We start from the raw sequence: 16,240 nt of genomic DNA, 5'->3' as shown, positions 1-16,240 counted from the left end.
GGTCATTCAATTCATCGACAGCGTCGGCGCCGGGCGCGTGAAGCCGCGCGTCAGCCACGCGAGCTGGCAGAGCCCGAGCACGAGCCAGCCGATGCCGACGTAGAACGTCTGGCGCGACAGCCCCGCCCAAAGCCACACGTTCATCGCGAAGCCGACCGCCGGCATCAGGCCGAACGTGATCCAGCCCGCCGCTTGACGGTGCTCGGGCCGGCTCAGATAGCTGCGCATCACACACAGGTTCACGACCGCGAACGCAACGAGCGCGCCGAAACTGATCATCGTCGACGCGAGATCGAGCGTGATGAACAGCGCGGACAGCGAGACGAAGCCCACTGCGAGCGTCGCGCGCACCGGCGTGCGCAGCCGTGCATGCAGGTGCCCGAACACGCGTTCCGGCAGCACGCGGTCGCGGCCCATCGCGAACAGCACGCGCGTCACGCTTGCCTGCCCGGCCATCGCGCTCGCGAAGCAGCCGGCCACGTACACCGCGACGAAGAACGCCGACAGCGTGCGGCCGCCGACGCGCCCCATCAGCTCGAGGCTGGCCGAATCGAGATCCTTGAACGCGTGCCAGTCGGGAAACACCCGTTGACCGGCATACGCGATCAGCATGAACAGCAGGCCGCTCGCGAGGGTGCAGAGCAGGATCGCGCGCGGCACCGTGCGCCGCGGCTCGCGCGTTTCCTCGGACAGCGTGGTGACCGCATCGAAGCCGAGAAACGACAGGCACAAGATCGCGGAGCCGGCGAAGATCGCGCGCGCATCGCCCGACGACGGCAGCGCGATGGCCATCGACAGCCCTTCGCCGGTCGCGACATGCGTCGATGCGATGACGAAGATCGCGATGAACACGAGCTGGCTCGCGATCAGGATCAGGTTCACGCGATTGACGAGCCGGATGCCGACGATGTTCAGCCCGGTGACCAGCGCGATGCTGCCGACGATCCACACGCTGGCCGGCACGCCGGGGCAAATCTGTTTCATGTAGATGCCGATCGCGAGGTAGCTGATCATCGGAATGAACAGGTAGTCCATCAGCAACGCCCAGCCGACCATGAAGCCGGCCGACGTGCCGAAGTTGCGGCTCGCGAACGTATAGGCCGACCCGGCGCTCGGCATCAGCCGCGCCATGTGGCCGTAGCTGCGCGCGGTGAACAGCATCGCGACCAGCGTGACCGCGTACGCGGCCGTCAGGTGCCCGTTCGTCTCGCTCGTGACGAGGCCGTAGGTCGTGAACACCGTCATCGGCAGCATGTACGCGAGGCCGAAGATCACCAGCGTCGAGAGCCCGAGCACATGCGGCTTGCGGCGTTCGTCCGGGTCGCTCCGATACGCCTGCGCGCCGAAGTCATGCGTCGCGGCGACCGATGCGGTTCGACCGGGCCTGTCGTTGTCCATGCTGTCCTCACGTGGGTGGCGTCCATGACCTCAAACACGCGTGCGTCCGGCGCGGCCGGCAGAGCACGACTGGAAGAAAGTGTGGTTCGCCAAAAACTCGAGGACGAATGAGAAAAGCGGACGTAATCGGGGGATATTTTCGGACACGATGCCAGGCATCGCGCCATTGAGCCGTGCATGCTGCTGTGCGGCACTGGCATTTTTCGGACATTCCGGCTATGTTCTACGCGACCCCGTCACCGCATCGGCACCATGGACAGCCGTTCCCTTCGAAACCAGAGCCGGGCCGAGCGCAGCCTGCGTTCGGCGCTCGGCCTCGCGCGCCCGGCAGGGCGCCAGGAAGACATTCCGGCCACCGTCCACGCGATCGCGGTCGCGCTGGACGAGTGCCGCGTGCGGCACATCGACGGCGCCGCGCTGCTCGAAGGCACGGGGCTCGGCGCGGACGAAGTCGCATCGCCGAACCTGCACGTGAATCGCGGCCAGGAACAACGTTGCTTCCGCAACCTGCTGCGCTGCAGCGGCGTGCCGTCGATCGGGCTGTCGATCGGCGCGCGGCTGCATGTGTCGACGCTCGGCCTCGCCGGCTACGCGATGCTGATCAGCGGCTCGGTGATGCAGGCGTTCCGGTGCATGGGCCAGTTTCCGCTGTTCATGGGGCTCTATTTCGACGTGCGCATCGACGCGCACGCGAGCGGCATGAGCGTGACCATCGGCCGCTACAACGGCGAGCCCGATCTCGAGGTGTTCCAGGTCGACATGTGCCTGTCCAGCCTGCGCCTGATCGTGTCCGATCTCGTCGGCAAGCCGGTGTGGCCCGAACAGCTGCAGCTCGCGCGCCGCACGCCGCGCAACGCGACCGACTACGCGCGCCACTTCGGCTGCCCGGTCGCGTTCAATGCGGGCGACAACCGTCTCGTGTTCACGTCCGTGAACGGCACGGAAGCGCCGCGCCTCGCGAACGCAGTCAGCTTCAATGCGCTGCACGGCCAGTGCGAGGTGCTCGAACGGCAGTGGGCCGCGTCGGTCGGCACGCGCTTCGCCGATCGCGCGAAGGAATTGATGGCGCGCGACCTCGCGCGCTTCAAGTCGATGACGTCGCTCGCCGGCGCACTGCACCTGACGGAACGCACGCTGCGCAGGCGGCTCGACAAGGACGACATCACGTTTCAGTCACTGCTCGACGACGTGCGTCGCGACGAAGCCGTACGGCTGCTCGACGATCACACGCTGACGGTGGCCGCGATCGCCGAACGGCTCGGCTACAGCGAGCCGCGCAGCTTCCGTCATGCGTACCGGCGCTGGACCGGCAGGACGCCGCGCGCAGACCCGGACGTCGACGCGTGAACCGGATGCGCTACCGCTTCGCCCTGACGCGCCGCGGGCGCGCGCACCGCCGCGTCATGTCGGCCTGAAGCCGCTTCGCCTGGCTTTCGAGAATCCGGCAGAACGCTTCCGTGAAGGCACTGCCCGGCCGCAGCGACGGGCGCAGCATCGCGATACGGCGCGGCGGAATCGTCTCGATCGGCACGAACGCGAGCCCGGTCGCATCGATCGATGCAGCCGTCAGGCTGTCGACGATCGCGCGGCGCCCGGCGAGCTGCACCATCCGGCACGCGAGCGCCGAGCTCGACACGCGCGCGTGGATCGCGTGCCGGTTCTCGGACGCCGACAGCAGCGCCTCGAGTTCGGGAATGCCTTCCAGCGCATCGACGCTCGTCAGCCCGCCGGCTTCGAGATCGGCGAGCGTCACCGTCTGCCGCGTCGCCAGCGGATCGTCGGCACGCATCGCGCAGACGATCGTCGAATCGAGCAGGTGCTGCTCGGTGACGTTGCGCATCGCGCGAAACGGCGCGCAGATACCGAGATCCATCTGCTGGCTCTCGACGAGATCGAGCATCCGTTCCGCGTTCTCGATCGCGACTTCGACGAACACCTTCGGATACGTCTCCTGGAACACGGTGATCGCTTCGGGCAGCAGCCGCTCCGTCACCGCCGGATACGCGCAGATGCCGAGGCGGCCGAGCGTGCCGGCGCGCAACCCGTCCGCGAGTTCGTTCAGCGCATGCAGGCTCGCGTTGGTCCGCTCGGTCTGCTCGAACAGCAGGATCGCTTCGGCCGTCGGCAGCAGCCGGCCCTTCTCGCGCTTGAACAGCTCGACGCCGAGGCTTTCTTCCAGCACCTTCAACTGTTTCGTCACCGCCGGCTGCGAGATGTGCAGGTTGCGTGCCGCCGCCGTCAGCGTCCGGCATCGCACGACCTCGTACAGCAGTTCGACCTGGTGATAGTTGAGCGTTCGCCTTGCCATGTGCCCCTCTCTTCGACGCTGGATACGCGCAAGAGCATAACCCACGGTTATAGGGCGCGGTCCGACAATGTATTGGCGGAACAGGCCGGAATTCGATGAAATCACGGCTTTGAACACAAAAGCGGCCGCAACGGGCAGGTCGGGAGACACAACGATGCAGACTATGTCGAGCTCACGGGCGCAGAAGCCCACGAAATTCCGGTGGTTCATGGTGTTCCTCGCGTTTCTCGCGATCGTCACCAACTACATGGACCGCGCCAACCTGGCGGTCGCGCTGCCGTACATGAATACGGAGCTGCATCTGTCGTCCGCCGAATCGGGTCTGATCCTCGGCGCGTTCTTCTGGACCTATGCGGCGTGCCAGATCCCGGCCGGCATGCTCGTCGACCGGTTCGGCGCGAAACTCGTGTTCGCGGGCGCCGTCGTGTGGTGGTCGGCGTTCACGATGGCGACGAGCCTCGCGCGCGGCGGCGCATCGCTGCTCGGCCTGCGCTTCCTGCTCGGCGTCGGCGAAGCCGGCGCGTTCCCGTCGGCGACGAAGTTCGTCGAGCGGTGGTTTCCGCCGACCGAACGCGGCCTCGCGTCCGGCATCTACGATTGCGGCGCACGCGGCGGCACGCTGATCGCCCTGCCGATCTGCACGGCCATCATCACCGCGTTTGGCTGGCGCGCGTCGTTCATCTTCACCGGCGTGATCGGTCTCCTGTGGGTCGTCGTCTGGCTGCTGGTCGCGAGCGAGTTTCCGTCGCAGAGCCGCTTCGTCAACGAAGCCGAAGCGAAACACGTCGGCCAGGATGCGCCCACCGAAAAGCGTGCGCCGGTCCGCATCAAGTGGCGCGAGCTGTTCACGTCGCGCGTGGTATGGGCGATGTCGCTGGGCTTCGCGTGCCAGGGCTACGTCGTCTACTTCTTCATCACGTGGTACCCGACCTACCTCGTGAAGGAGCGCGGCTTCAGCCTGCTGCAGCTCGGCTTCTACGGCATTCTGCCGGGCCTCGCGGGGCTGGTCGGCTCGTGGGTCGGCGGCTGGATCTCGGACCGGATCGCCGCGAGCCATTACGGCCTGAACTTCGCGCGCAAGTTCTGCATCGTCGTCGGGATGGCGCTGAGCGCAACGATCGGCCTCGCGGGGCTCGCGTCGCAGGCCTGGCTCGCGCTGCTGCTGCTGTCGATCGCGTTCTTCGGCGTATCGGTCGCCACGTCGAGCATTCTCGCGCTGCCAGCCGACGTGTCCGCGCGCGGCGAACGCTCGGTGGCCGGCACGGTGGCCGGCTTCCAGAACTGCATCTCCAATCTCGCGGGCATCGCGAGCCCGGCCGTGATCGGCCTGCTGAAGGATGCGACCGGTTCGTTCACGCCGGGCCTGATCTCGGCGTCGGTCATGGCGATCATGGGCTGCCTGATCTACATCTTCATGCTCGGGCCGATCCGTTCGGACATGCTCGAGCACGTCGTCGCCGACTGACGGGCACGCAGCCGTTCACGCGCAATCCGCCCGCTTATTCAACGAGGAAAACATGCTTTGCGATTCACCGAAGGTGCCGTTTCTTGCCCAGGGTTCCGAGCAGGACACGGAGAAGGTTTCCGCCACGTTCGCCGTGCTCGGCGCGCCCTACGGCGTGCCGTACGGCCCGGCACTGCTGCACTGCGACGCGTCCAACGCGCCCGACAAGGTGCGCGAGCGCAGCTTCCGCTACGGGCGGCAGGTCGGACACTATGACTTCGACCTGCAAGGCACGCTGTTCGGCGACACGGGCGCGACGTGCGTCGATTGCGGCAACCTGCCCGGCACGCTGGACGTCGCGCGCAACGCGGCGGCCGTCACGTCCGCCGTCGCGTCGCTGCTGGCGCGCGGCGCGATTCCGGTGGTGCTCGGCGGCGACGACTCGATTCCGGCGCTCTGCGTGCGCGCGTTCGACGCGTACGGGCCGCTGAACGTGCTGCAGTTCGACGCGCACCTCGACTTTCGCGACGAAGTCGACGGCGAGCGGCACGGCTATTCGAGCCCGATCCGGCGCATTCGCGAGATGCCGTTCGTCAAGCGGATCGTCCAGGTCGGCCTGCGCGGCAGCGGCAGCGCACGCACGAGCGACGTGGAAGACGCATTGTGCTCGGGCAACGTGCTCGTGCCGGCCGACGTCGTGCACGATGAAGGGATCGAAGCCGTCACGCGGCACCTGGTGGACGACGCGCCGTGGTTCGTGACCGTCGACATCGACGGCCTCGACCCGGGCATCGCGCCGGGCGTGGTCGCACCGATGCCGGGCGGCCTGACGTTCCACCAGGCGCGCGGCATCCTCCGCCATCTGTGCGCGCAGACGCGCCTCGCGGGGATCGACGTCGTCGAATATCACCCGGCGCTCGACGTGCGCGAGATGACCGCACTGACGATCGTGCGGCTGCTGACCAACGTGATCGGCACGAGCGCGCGTCGCATGGCGCGGTAACGGCTGCAGGCGTCGAGGCGTCCGACGAGCGCGGACGCTTCGGCGAAACATGCCGGGAGACGGCCTGGCGCAGCTTCATCCAGGCAACGATCTCGCCACATAATTCGGAATTCGAATTATTTCCCTCAGCACTCCGGTGCGACCCTCTTCGCCGCCGCCGCATGACCGGCCACCCATCGCCGCGATCGTTCCCCACGGTAGACGCGATTCATCGATTGCTCTATACTCGCCCCAACTTCATCACAAAACGCATGATCTCGTGCGCAACGTGATGTCATTTCGCACTTCGTTGCGTATGCATCCGTTTCGCCACGTCAAAGGGGCCACCGGCCCCAGCGGTCGGTTTCAAGCCGCCCGCATCCATGCCGTCTTCGCAGGACGGTGCCCTGCTCGAACGCGCCTCGTCGTTACGGCGCCGCCGGGCCGAACCTGACAATCAGACGAACGCAGCATCGCGTTCACCCGACCGCCAGCCGCACATCGGTGCAGCCGGCAGCACTGTTTCCGTCAGTTCAATCGCGGCCATGCCGGGATCACGAACTTCCATCGCGACGCCATTCGGCGTCATCGTGGCGCGTGCCTGCGCGCGTGCCGCACCGGATTGAGGAGGCGTATCTTCATGACTCGACGCACTGTCCAGCTGGTGGGCAGCCTGGTGGCAATCATCGCAGTCGGATGGGCATTGGCGCGCGGCATCGGCGCCGACACCTTCCACCAGCGCGCGGACGATCTCGCCTACTACGCGGGCCAGCACATGCTGCTGGTCGTCTATTCGATGACACTCGCCGTCGTCGTGGGCGTGCCGGCCGGCGTGCTGCTGAGCCGCCCGCGCTTTCAGCATCAGGCCGAGCGCTTCATGCAGGTCTTCAACATCGGCAACACGATCCCGTCGCTCGCCGTGCTGGCCATCGCACTCGGCATCTTCGGCATCGGCAGCGTGCCCGCGATCGTCGCGCTGTTCCTCGCGTCGCTGTTGCCCATTACGCGCAACGCCTACGAAGGCATGAAGAACGTACCGGCCGCGCTGCGCGAGGCCGCCAAAGGCATCGGCATGACGGGCTGGCAGTCGCTGGTTCGCGTGGAATTGCCCGATGCGCTGCCGATCATCGTCGGCGGCGTACGCACCGCGCTCGCGATCAACGTCGGGACGGCGCCGCTCGCATACCTGATCGGCGCGGACAGCCTCGGCTCGCTGATCTTCCCCGGCATCTACCTCGACAACCAGCCGCTGCTGCTGCTCGGCGCGTCGCTCACCGCGATCCTCGCGCTCGTGCTGGACGGTATCGTCGCGGCCGGCAGCCGCCACTGGCTCGCACGCCACGGAGGTACGGCATGACGCTTCACCGCACCCTTCGATCGCTTGCACGCCTGTGCGCCGCCGGCGCGTTGTGCTTCGCGGCCGGCGCGCCGGCCTTCGCCGCAAAGCTCGTGCTGGGCGCGAAGAACTTCACCGAGCAATATGTGCTGGCGGAAGTCACGTCGCAATATCTGCGCTCGCGCGGCTACGACGTGGAAGTCCGCTCGGGCCTCGGCAGCACGCTTGCGCGCAGCGCGCTGGAAAACGGCCAGTTCGACCTGATGTGGGATTACACGGGCACGGCCGCGCTGGTCTACAACAAGATCCAGGACAAGCTCTCGCCCGAAGAAATGTACCGGCGCGTCAAGGCGCTCGACGTGCCGCGCGGGCTCGTGTGGCTCGACGCGTCGCCGCTCAACGACACCTATGCGATCGGCCTGCCGAGCCGGCTCGCGCAGGCGACCGGCATCCGGACCGTATCGCAGCTCGCCGAGCACCTGAAGACCGATCCGGCCGCGAAACACTACGTGTTCGGCATGGACGCGGAATTCGCGAACCGTCCCGACGGCCTGAAGCCGCTGCTTGCCGCCTACGGCATGCAGTTCAGCCGCGCGCAGTTGAAGCAGATGGACCCGGGGCTCGTCTACACGGCGCTGCACAACAACCAGCTGAAGATCGGCCTCGTGTACACGACCGACGGACGCGTGAAGGGTTTCGGCATCGTGCCGCTCGAGGACGACAAGCACTTCTTCCCGCCGTACAACGCGACGCCCGTGGTGCGCAAGGACACGCTCGAGCGCAACCCGAAGCTCGCAGCGCAGCTCAACGCGCTGTCGGCCGCACTCGACAACGACGTGATGCAGGCGATGGCCAAGGCGGTCGACCTCGACGGCAAATCGCCGCGCGACGTCGCCGACGCGTTCCTGCGCACCCATCCGCTACCGTGAAGGAGACCCGATGAGCGTACTCGACTATCTCGCCTCGAGCTGGCCCGAGCTGCTGCAGTTGACGCTGCAGCACGTGTGGCTCGTCGCGATCGCCGTGGGCTGCGCGATCGTCGCGGGCGTGCCGCTCGGCATCCTCATCAATCGCCACGACTGGCTCGCCGGGCCGCTGCTCGGCATCGCCACGATCGTGCTCACGCTGCCGTCCATCGCACTGTTCGGCCTGATGATCCCGTTCTTCTCGCGCTTCGGCCAGGGCATCGGCGCCGCACCCGCGATCACGGCCGTGTTCCTCTACTCGCTGCTGCCGATCATGCGCAACACCTACCTGGCCTTGCACAACGTCGATGCGGGGATCAAGGAAGCCGGCACCGGCATCGGCATGACCGCGTGGCAGCGCCTGCGGCTCGTCGACCTGCCGCTGGCGGTGCCCGTGATTCTTGCGGGCGTGCGCACCGCGGTCGTGATGAACATCGGCGTGATGACGATCGCCGCCGTGGTGGGCGCAGGTGGCCTCGGCACGCTGATCCTGCGCGCCATCGGGCAGAGCAGCATGATGAAACTGCTGGTGGGCGCGGTGCTCGTGAGCCTGCTCGCGATCGTCGCCGACCGGCTGCTGCAGATGCTGCAGCGGGCATTGACACCGAAGGGAGTGCAGAAGACATGATCGAACTCGACCAACTGACCAAGACCTTCACGCGCAAGGACGGCCAGGCCGTGCGCGCGGTCGACGCCGTGAGCCTGTCGGTGCCCGCAGGGGAAATCTGCGTGTTCCTCGGTCCGTCGGGCTGCGGCAAGACCACCACGCTCAAGATGATCAACCGGCTCATCGCCGCCACGTCGGGCCGCGTGCTCATCAACGGCGAGGATACGGCGCAGCTCGACGAAGTCGACCTGCGGCGCCACATCGGCTACGTGATCCAGCAGATCGGGCTGTTCCCGAACATGACGATCGAGGAGAACATCACCGTCGTGCCGCGCCTGCTCGGCTGGGACAGGAAGCGCTGCGCCGACCGCGCGCGCGACCTGATGTCGATGGTCGCACTCGATCCGAAGCTGTACCTGAAACGCTATCCGCGCGAGCTGTCGGGCGGGCAGCAGCAGCGCATCGGCGTGATTCGCGCGCTGGCCGCCGATCCGCCCGTCCTGCTGATGGACGAGCCGTTCGGCGCGGTCGATCCGATCAATCGCGAATCGATCCAGAACGAGTTCTTCCAGATGCAGCGGCAACTGAACAAGACCGTGATCATGGTCAGCCACGACATTGACGAAGCGATCAAGCTCGGTGATCGCATCGCCGTGTTCCGGCGCGGCCAGCTCGTTCAGTACGACCACCCCGACACGCTGCTCGCGCGCCCGCGCGACGAATTCGTCGCGCAGTTCGTGGGCCAGGACAGCACGCTCAAGCGCCTGCTGCTCGTGAAGGCCGGCGACGCCGCGACACAGCCCCCGACGGCGCGCGTCGATACGCCGCTCGCGCATGCGCTGGCGGTGATGGACGAAACCGACTGCCGCTACCTGACCGTGCTCGACGACGCCGGCCGCACGCTCGGCTACGTGACGCGCCGCGCGGCACGCACCGGCGGCGGCGTGTGCGGCGAACACGTGACGCCGTTCCCCGCCGGCGTCTCGGCGGACGACAACCTCCGGATCGTGCTGTCGAAGATGTACCAGTACAGCGCATCGTGGATGCCGGTGCTCGACCCCGACGGCGTGTGGCTCGGCGAGATCACGCAGGACTCGATCGCCGCGTACCTCAGCTCGGGCCGCTCGCGCCGGCAGACGGGCCAGCCGCCGGGCAGTCCCGCCGATGCGGTCGCCGCGGCCGCCACGCACTGATTCGTCTCCGAAGCCGGTGCGCCGCCGCACCGGCTCCGGGAAGCGAATCGATGGCATGCGCGATGCACGCATACGTGCGGCCAAGTCTGGCGATCACTCGCCGCTTGAACAACCTTCCATCAAAACCTGCCATACGAAAACCGGCACGCGGACGCCATTTCCGTCATCCGGATTGCTTGCACACGTAATCCATGACCAGCGTCTGGATGGAGTCGCGCTCGACATAGCGGTAATCATCCGGATCTTCGCGGGAAACATGAACCTGGCCCGGCTGTGGTCCGGTCATGCTCGTTTTGCCCAACGCCCATGTCTTGTTCGCGCAGTCGAACGACCAGTCGGAAACGATGCTTTTCACCGGAAACGGCGCCGAGTACCGGCGCGGTTCGGCATAGACGAGCCTGACCGTCACCCACGTATTGAGCGGGCCACGTTCGACGGAAGCGGGATCGGCATAAAGCTCGACGGCCGGCCCGGGGCCTAGCGTGACCCAGTTCCCGGCCCATGCGCCGTGGGCGACGAGCGCAATCCATCCCCCTGCGATCCAGCTTCTTTTCATTGTCTTCCCTTGAATCCCGTTCGGTGAATTCCAGCAGCCTGATTCTACGTTCTGCGCCGATGCGACATTCGCGTGTCGTTTTTTTCACCGGCGCCTGAAGCCTTTCGACTGACCGAAAACCAGTCGCACATCTCGATCGCGCATCGAAGACATTCAACATCCGGAATGCATCGCGAATCGCATGAAATCGACTCGCGTAGAATGCCCGCAACCATTCATCCGAGCGGGCCGCCCTTCCATTCCACTCGCATCGGCACAACAACACCAACGAGCGCCGTGACCTCCGCCGTCGCCGCCGCCTCGATCAGGCGCGCACGACCGCGACGATCGTCGACCGGCGAAGCCTTCATGAGCAAACCGATCCTGTATCTCCTCGCCGGCAACGGCAGCGCGGCCGACTGGTGGGACGATGCGCTGCCGCATTTCCGTCACTACCGGCCCGTGCCGCTGGAACTGCCGGGCTTCGGCGATCATCCCGCGCCGCCGTGCGAGGACCTCGCCGCCTACGCGCAAGCCCTGCTCGACGCGACCGAACCGGGCCACGCGATCATGGCGGTCGGCGTGAACGCGCTGCTGGTGCTGCACGCGTTGCAGCGGCGCCCCGGCCACTTCGGCCGCAGCGTGCTGCTCGCACCGGTCGGCGCATTCCTGTGGGAACGGCGCCTGCCGAAGCTGATGGCGCCGAAGCCGCTACGCAAGACCATCCACTGGCTGCTCGCGCACCACCCGGCGCTGTTCGCCCGCAAGTTCTCGAACCAGACCTGGACACCCGCGCAATATCGCCGCATGGGCGCCGGCTATGCGCGCTGCCGCGCGTTCCTGCCGCACTGGGATCTCGTGCGCGCCGATACCGCATTGCCGCTGCTCGAGTGGATCAACGATCGCATCGAACTCGTGTGGGGCGATCAGGACGCCGTGCTCGGCGTGCGCCAGGCTGCCGCGTGGTCCGCGATCCTCGCGCGTGCCGATCTCACCGTCACGCTGCAGCCCGGCTGGGGCCACTATCCGTGGATCGATGCGCCGGCGGCATTCGCGCAGTGGCTCGAAGCCGGCGACACGGGCTTCGTCGCGCATACGAAAGGCGGGCGCCTCGCGCTGGCCGCGATGGCCGGGCTGCCCGTGCCGCCCGCGCTGTCGCTGACCCGCGCCGACGATCCGCGCCTGCCCGGCTTTCTCGCGAACCAGCCCGACGCCGAATGGGCGGTCCGCTCGTCGAGTCATGGCGAAGACCAGGCCGATGCGGCCAACGCGGGCCTGCACACGACGTTCCTGCGCGTACCGGCGTCGCAGGCAGCGGCGCGCGTGGCCGAGCTGCTCGACGGCGGCCTCGAGGAAGCCGTCGTGCAGCGCTTCGTCACGCCCGTGCTGTCCGGGATCGCGTTCGTGCGCCATCTCGCCGCCGAAGTCGAATGGGTGGAAGGCCACCTCGAAACGCTCGCCGACGGGCAGGCGAGCCCGCAGCGCGCCATCCTGTCGCGGCTCGGCGAACCCTGGCAGCGCGGCACGTTTCCGGACACGCACGGCCTGACCGCACAGCAGCTGTGGGCGTTCCTGCAACGCGTGCTGCGCGCGTTCCACTACGTGCCGGGCGATGTCGAATGGGCGTGGGACGGCACCCGGCTGTGGCTGCTGCAGTACCGCCCGATCAGCAGCTACGGCTGGCACCGGCACCTGACCGCCGCGAACATCGCCGAGATCCTGCCGCCGCAGCCGAGCCGGCTGGTCGAGTACGCGCAACGTCGCGCGGCCGGCAGCATCCCGGCCATCATGGCGCGCTGGGATGCGCGCGTGCTGCGCGACAACGAGCCGTTCACCGCACTCTATGGTGACGCGTCATACATCAACAACGACCTGTTCCTCGCCCGTCTCGCGGACTGGGGGGTATCGGCCGCGAACTACAGCGGCGAAATCGGCGGCGCGACGCCGCCGCTGCGCTGGCGGCCGCTGCGCCTGCTGCGTTCGCTGCCGGTGTTCTGGCGCATGCTGCGCGTCGCGCGCGGGCATCTGCCGACACTCGCGCACGGCCTGCAGCGCTTCGACCAGGAGCTCGCGGCACTCGTCGAACAGCGCACCGACGGCCAGCAACTGGCCGACTGGTTCACGCGCTTCTACGTGTTCGTCGTGCAGGGCAACCTGTGCATCGCGTCATCGCTGGCCAGCAGCGGCGGCGCACTGTGGGGGCGTCCGCCGACCGCATACGACCAGCTCGACGACAGCCCGCACCGCTTGCCGTGGGAAACCGATCCGGGCACCGCGCGCGCCGCGGCCACCGACCTGCCGCTGCAGGCGTTTCCCGACTGGCCGCTGCCCATCCGCGTGCTGCACGCGCTCGGCGCGCCCGGCATGCGCGGCTGGTATCTGCAGGTGCGCGAGTGGTATCGCGACAACCTGATGCGTGTGTTCTTCCGCCTGCATCACGCGATGCCGGCCGCCGATCGCGACACCTGGTTCGCGCCCCATCCCCAGCGCCGCGAGCGCAACGGCAGCTTCTGGCAGGACGGCGGCGAGGGCACCGACGAAGCCGCCGGCTTCATGATCTATCCGGGCCACATGCAAGGTGTGCTCGGCCACGACATCCTGCTGGAAGACTCGCTCGACCCGGGCCGGCACGCGCAATACCAGGCCGCGCGCGCGGTGATCGCGCGCATGGGCGGCCGGCTGTCGCATGGCGCGACGCTGCTGCGCGAACTGCGCAAGCCGTCGGCCGTGCTGCCGCGTGTCGATGCCGCGTGGGTCGGGCGCGAGGTGCGGCTCAGCGACGGCCAGCTGACGCTGGTCGAATAGATGCCCGCCTGGGGATCGAAGGGGCCGGCGCGGCGATCCGGACGCGCATGACGCGCGGCGGTTGTCCCGCGCGGGAGCCGGTACGCGTCAACGCAGCGGCGTGCGGATTTTTCCGTCGACCTTCAACGTGCGCCGGTCGTGCGCGGCCTCGTATTCGACCGTCTGCGCGGGCGTGACCGCGCCATAGGAGCGGCCGTTCACGTAGACGATGCCGTCGCGCAATTCGACCCGGTCGCCGTTGACCGTCGCGGTGGCCCGCTCGCCCTGCAGCACCGCGCCCGAACAGCCGGCGGTCGAGAAACTGCGGACCGACGTGCCCGGCATCGCGGCGTTCCCGCCGCCCTGATCCGCCGCATGCGCCGCACTGCAGGGCAGCGCATCCATGCTGCCGGCGGCGTGGAGCGACTCCGCACCGATGCCGCCTCCGGCAAGCAACGCAATCGTCATCGGCAACAGCTTGTTCATGGTGATCTCCGTGGTCCGCGGTTGCCGGTCGGCGCCCGGTCGACGCCCCTGCCCGCCGGTCGGCCAGCGATGCCCAGTATGCGTCCAATTCGCCGCGCGCGGCCATCCGCTTCAGTACCCGTCTCGGCCCGTTGCGGCAGTTCCGGGTGCGTCGATCCGCGCGGGAGCCGGGTCAACCGGCTCACCTGAAAACCCCCTTGATCAAGTTGCGACTCGCAACTATTATTGATTGCGATACGCAACCTTCTGGGGCTGACCATGGACCTCATCGACGCGCCCGCCAAGCCGCGCGACGCAACCATCCTCGAGCTGCGCGACTTCTCGCGCAAGCTGGTGCGCGAGCTCGGCTTCATGCGGGCGACGCTGGCCGACAGCGACTGGGCGCCGTCGGCCGTTCACGCCATCCTCGAGATCGGGATGGCGCCCGGCATCAACGCGAAGGATCTGGGCGCCATCCTGCGGCTCGACAAATCGAACACGAGCCGCCAGCTCGCGCGGCTCGAGGCGGCCGGTGTCGTGGAGCGGCGCGTGTCGAGCGAGGATGCGCGTGCGATCGAGCTGTACCTGACCGCCGAAGGGAAAAAGCTCCAGAAAAGAATCGACACGTTCGCGACCGATCAGGTGTCGAATGCGCTGCGCCGCATGATTCCGGCCGACCAGCAGGCGCTGCTGCGCTCGCTCGCGCTGTATGCCGATGCCCTCGCACAGGACAACGCAGCCAGGGCGCCCGCGGCAACCGTCGACGCGCCGGCGATTCGCGAAGGCTACCAGCCGGGCTGTATCGGCGATGTCGCGAGCCTGCACGCCCGCTTCTACGCGGAGCACTGGGGCTTCGGCGCCTTTTTCGAGAAGCGGGTGGCAACCGAGCTGGCCGAATTTGCGGGCACCTTGCCGGCCGACGGCAAGGCACTGTGGCTCTGCCAGGAAGACGGCCGGACGCTCGCGTCGCTCGCGATCGACGGCGATCCCGCGACCGGCGTCGCGCACCTGCGCTGGTTCATCGTGAACGATGCGTTGCGCGGGTCCGGCGTCGGCCGCCAGATGATGGCGCTGGCGATGCGTTTCGTCGATGAACGGCGGTTTCGCGAAACCTATCTGTGGACGTTCAAGGGGCTCGATGCGGCGCGGCACCTGTACGAATCGTTCGGCTTTACGCTGACCAGCGAATCCGCGGGCACGCATTGGGGAACCGAGGTGGTCGAGCAGCGTTTCAGCCGGCCCGGGCCATCCGGCGGCTGATGTCGGCGGACAGCCTTCGCGTCGTGTCGAATGTCGCCATCGTGCTCGCCTCGAACAAAAAAGGACTCACCCATGCTCGAACGTGTCGCGGCCCTCATGCTCTGCGCGGCGGCCGCCGCGCCGGCCGCCGTTGCCGCGCAACCCGATGCCGCAACCGGCACCCACCGGATAGACCGGAAGCTCACGCAGTGCCTGAACGATCCCGAACACGCGTCGACAGGCGGCCAGACCGAATGCGTCGACGATGCGGGCCGTGCGTGGGACGCGCAACTCAACGCCAGCTATCGCGCGCTGCAGGCAGGGCTGCCGGCGGCGGACCGGCCGGCGTTGCTGCACGCGCAGCGCGCGTGGCTCGCCCGCCGCGACGCCGACCTGAAGCTGATCGGCGCCGTCTATGCGACGACGCACGGGACGGTCTACGCGCCGATGAATGCGAACGACGTGATGGCGTTGACGCAGCAACGCGCGCTGACGCTGCAGCGCTTCGAAGCGGATCGCGCGGCGCGCGGCTTCAGCCTGGCCGGGCGCCTGCCGCCTTCGACCGCCGAATCGACCGGGCGCGTCACCGCCGTTCCGCAACGCGGTGCGCGCTTCGAACGCGAGCACTGCGCGGCGCTCACCGGGCTCGACGCGAAAGGCCGTTGCGCAGCGCAGGCCACGCCGCTGTACATGCAGGATATCGACGACGTGACGAACGCGATCGAACGCCGCCTGCCGCGCGGATCGCGCGACACCATGCGGACGTCGTCGCAGAAATGGCGTGCGTTCGTCGCCGCGCAACCGCCGTTGATCGACGCGCTTTACCCGAAGGCCAGCGCTTCCGGCGTGCCGCCGTCCGTCGCGATCGAGACGCGCGACGAGGCTGCCGCCCGCCTGCGGCAACTCGTGTCTGCCGAGGACAGGATCGGCGCCGATTGACGCCGTTGCGCAACGCCCGCGCGTGCGGATCGCGGCGCGCAGCCG

16 protein-coding genes are annotated in these 16,240 nt (G+C 67.9%); 10 read left to right on the top strand and 6 right to left on the bottom strand.

Translation table 11 applies throughout. From position 1 onward, the window contains the following. Positions 1-6: 6 nt before the first annotated feature. Positions 7-1,398, bottom strand: coding sequence for an APC family permease (locus tag ACWMMN_RS33040; RefSeq protein WP_059241233.1), 1,392 nt, complete (start codon positions 1,396-1,398; stop codon positions 7-9). 252 nt (positions 1,399-1,650) lie between these two features. Here ACWMMN_RS33040 and ACWMMN_RS33035 point away from each other — a divergent pair, with 252 nt between their 5' ends. Then, positions 1,651-2,745 carry an AraC family transcriptional regulator gene (locus ACWMMN_RS33035; protein WP_486424339.1) on the top strand — a complete coding sequence of 365 codons (1,095 nt, stop codon included), beginning with the start codon at positions 1,651-1,653 and terminating at the stop codon, positions 2,743-2,745. A gap of 10 nt (positions 2,746-2,755) precedes the next feature. Here ACWMMN_RS33035 and ACWMMN_RS33030 read toward each other — a convergent pair whose 3' ends face one another. Next, positions 2,756-3,706, bottom strand: a complete 951-nt coding sequence (locus ACWMMN_RS33030; RefSeq protein WP_174993561.1) for a LysR family transcriptional regulator — start codon at positions 3,704-3,706, stop codon at positions 2,756-2,758. Between the two features lie 163 nt (positions 3,707-3,869). Here ACWMMN_RS33030 and ACWMMN_RS33025 point away from each other — a divergent pair, with 163 nt between their 5' ends. Both ACWMMN_RS33025 and ACWMMN_RS33020 read left to right on the top strand, forming a co-directional pair. Beyond that, the gene (locus ACWMMN_RS33025) at positions 3,870-5,171 is read left to right on the top strand and encodes an MFS transporter (RefSeq protein WP_486424338.1); all 1,302 of its coding nucleotides are present in this window, start codon (positions 3,870-3,872) and stop codon (positions 5,169-5,171) included. A 52-nt stretch (positions 5,172-5,223) separates the two neighbouring features. Beyond that, positions 5,224-6,153, top strand: coding sequence for an agmatinase (locus tag ACWMMN_RS33020; RefSeq protein WP_340625839.1), 930 nt, complete (start codon positions 5,224-5,226; stop codon positions 6,151-6,153). A 436-nt stretch (positions 6,154-6,589) separates the two neighbouring features. On the opposite strand, the gene ACWMMN_RS33015 is transcribed toward ACWMMN_RS33020, so the two are convergent. Continuing rightward, positions 6,590-6,721, bottom strand: a complete 132-nt coding sequence (locus ACWMMN_RS33015; protein WP_256087691.1) for a hypothetical protein — start codon at positions 6,719-6,721, stop codon at positions 6,590-6,592. Positions 6,722-6,772: 51 nt separating this feature from the next. Here ACWMMN_RS33015 and ACWMMN_RS33010 point away from each other — a divergent pair, with 51 nt between their 5' ends. Genes ACWMMN_RS33010 through ACWMMN_RS32995 form a run of 4 tightly spaced genes read left to right on the top strand, consistent with a single transcriptional unit; the run spans position 6,773 to position 10,233 of the window. Next, positions 6,773-7,489 (top strand): ABC transporter permease, encoded by a 717-nt coding sequence (locus ACWMMN_RS33010; RefSeq protein ID WP_256087690.1) that lies wholly within the window; start codon positions 6,773-6,775, stop codon positions 7,487-7,489. Continuing rightward, positions 7,486-8,397 (top strand): glycine betaine ABC transporter substrate-binding protein, encoded by a 912-nt coding sequence (locus tag ACWMMN_RS33005; protein ID WP_059241227.1) that lies wholly within the window; start codon positions 7,486-7,488, stop codon positions 8,395-8,397. The genes ACWMMN_RS33010 and ACWMMN_RS33005 overlap by 4 nt, the downstream gene beginning before the upstream one ends. A gap of 10 nt (positions 8,398-8,407) precedes the next feature. Next, on the top strand, positions 8,408-9,061 hold the full coding sequence (locus ACWMMN_RS33000; protein WP_059241226.1) for an ABC transporter permease: 654 nt from the start codon (positions 8,408-8,410) through the stop codon (positions 9,059-9,061). Then, positions 9,058-10,233, top strand: a complete 1,176-nt coding sequence (locus ACWMMN_RS32995) for an osmoprotectant ABC transporter ATP-binding protein OsmV (protein ID WP_059241225.1) — start codon at positions 9,058-9,060, stop codon at positions 10,231-10,233. The genes ACWMMN_RS33000 and ACWMMN_RS32995 overlap by 4 nt, the downstream gene beginning before the upstream one ends. Positions 10,234-10,396: 163 nt before the next feature. Here ACWMMN_RS32995 and ACWMMN_RS32990 read toward each other — a convergent pair whose 3' ends face one another. After that, positions 10,397-10,789: a surface-adhesin E family protein gene (locus ACWMMN_RS32990; protein WP_486424337.1), complete on the bottom strand. Its 393-nt coding sequence runs from the start codon at positions 10,787-10,789 to the stop codon at positions 10,397-10,399. Between the two features lie 215 nt (positions 10,790-11,004). Beyond that, the gene (locus ACWMMN_RS32985) at positions 11,005-11,139 is read right to left on the bottom strand and encodes a hypothetical protein (RefSeq protein ID WP_256087687.1); all 135 of its coding nucleotides are present in this window, start codon (positions 11,137-11,139) and stop codon (positions 11,005-11,007) included. Between ACWMMN_RS32985 and ACWMMN_RS32980 the strand changes: the two genes are divergently transcribed. Beyond that, a complete protein-coding gene (locus ACWMMN_RS32980) occupies positions 11,138-13,573 on the top strand; it encodes a PEP-utilizing enzyme (protein WP_342706209.1) in 2,436 nt (811 codons plus the stop codon). The two genes, ACWMMN_RS32985 and ACWMMN_RS32980, sit on opposite strands and share 2 nt — an antisense overlap. A gap of 87 nt (positions 13,574-13,660) precedes the next feature. Here the strand turns inward: ACWMMN_RS32980 and ACWMMN_RS32975 are convergent, their stop codons facing one another. Continuing rightward, positions 13,661-14,038, bottom strand: coding sequence for a S26 family signal peptidase (locus ACWMMN_RS32975; RefSeq protein WP_059241222.1), 378 nt, complete (start codon positions 14,036-14,038; stop codon positions 13,661-13,663). Positions 14,039-14,296: 258 nt separating this feature from the next. Here ACWMMN_RS32975 and ACWMMN_RS32970 point away from each other — a divergent pair, with 258 nt between their 5' ends. Next, positions 14,297-15,277 carry a bifunctional helix-turn-helix transcriptional regulator/GNAT family N-acetyltransferase gene (locus ACWMMN_RS32970; RefSeq protein WP_342706208.1) on the top strand — a complete coding sequence of 327 codons (981 nt, stop codon included), beginning with the start codon at positions 14,297-14,299 and terminating at the stop codon, positions 15,275-15,277. Positions 15,278-15,349: 72 nt separating this feature from the next. Continuing rightward, a complete protein-coding gene (locus ACWMMN_RS32965) occupies positions 15,350-16,195 on the top strand; it encodes a lysozyme inhibitor LprI family protein (protein ID WP_059241220.1) in 846 nt (281 codons plus the stop codon). Positions 16,196-16,240 lie beyond the last annotated feature (45 nt).

The sequence above is a fragment of the Burkholderia cepacia complex sp. TUM26381 genome, assembly GCF_057439935.1.
Note: the sequence above shows the minus strand (reverse complement) of the source record. Positions and strands in the feature narration are given on the sequence as shown.

What these genes read in the sequence shown, in the direction of transcription:
- ACWMMN_RS32995 (WP_059241225.1), top strand. Translation starts at nt 9,058, where the DNA reads ATGATCGAACTCGACCAACTGACCAAGACCTTCACGCGCAAGGACGGC.
- ACWMMN_RS32965 (WP_059241220.1), top strand. Translation starts at nt 15,350, where the DNA reads ATGCTCGAACGTGTCGCGGCCCTCATGCTCTGCGCGGCGGCCGCCGCG.
- ACWMMN_RS33015 (WP_256087691.1), bottom strand. Translation starts at nt 6,721, where the DNA reads ATGACGCCGAATGGCGTCGCGATGGAAGTTCGTGATCCCGGCATGGCC.
- ACWMMN_RS32970 (WP_342706208.1), top strand. Translation starts at nt 14,297, where the DNA reads ATGGACCTCATCGACGCGCCCGCCAAGCCGCGCGACGCAACCATCCTC.
- ACWMMN_RS33040 (WP_059241233.1), bottom strand. Translation starts at nt 1,398, where the DNA reads ATGGACAACGACAGGCCCGGTCGAACCGCATCGGTCGCCGCGACGCAT.
- ACWMMN_RS32985 (WP_256087687.1), bottom strand. Translation starts at nt 11,139, where the DNA reads ATGAAGGCTTCGCCGGTCGACGATCGTCGCGGTCGTGCGCGCCTGATC.
- ACWMMN_RS32980 (WP_342706209.1), top strand. Translation starts at nt 11,138, where the DNA reads ATGAGCAAACCGATCCTGTATCTCCTCGCCGGCAACGGCAGCGCGGCC.
- ACWMMN_RS32975 (WP_059241222.1), bottom strand. Translation starts at nt 14,038, where the DNA reads ATGAACAAGCTGTTGCCGATGACGATTGCGTTGCTTGCCGGAGGCGGC.
- ACWMMN_RS33020 (WP_340625839.1), top strand. Translation starts at nt 5,224, where the DNA reads ATGCTTTGCGATTCACCGAAGGTGCCGTTTCTTGCCCAGGGTTCCGAG.
- ACWMMN_RS33035 (WP_486424339.1), top strand. Translation starts at nt 1,651, where the DNA reads ATGGACAGCCGTTCCCTTCGAAACCAGAGCCGGGCCGAGCGCAGCCTG.
- ACWMMN_RS33030 (WP_174993561.1), bottom strand. Translation starts at nt 3,706, where the DNA reads ATGGCAAGGCGAACGCTCAACTATCACCAGGTCGAACTGCTGTACGAG.
- ACWMMN_RS32990 (WP_486424337.1), bottom strand. Translation starts at nt 10,789, where the DNA reads ATGAAAAGAAGCTGGATCGCAGGGGGATGGATTGCGCTCGTCGCCCAC.
- ACWMMN_RS33005 (WP_059241227.1), top strand. Translation starts at nt 7,486, where the DNA reads ATGACGCTTCACCGCACCCTTCGATCGCTTGCACGCCTGTGCGCCGCC.
- ACWMMN_RS33010 (WP_256087690.1), top strand. Translation starts at nt 6,773, where the DNA reads ATGACTCGACGCACTGTCCAGCTGGTGGGCAGCCTGGTGGCAATCATC.
- ACWMMN_RS33025 (WP_486424338.1), top strand. Translation starts at nt 3,870, where the DNA reads ATGTCGAGCTCACGGGCGCAGAAGCCCACGAAATTCCGGTGGTTCATG.
- ACWMMN_RS33000 (WP_059241226.1), top strand. Translation starts at nt 8,408, where the DNA reads ATGAGCGTACTCGACTATCTCGCCTCGAGCTGGCCCGAGCTGCTGCAG.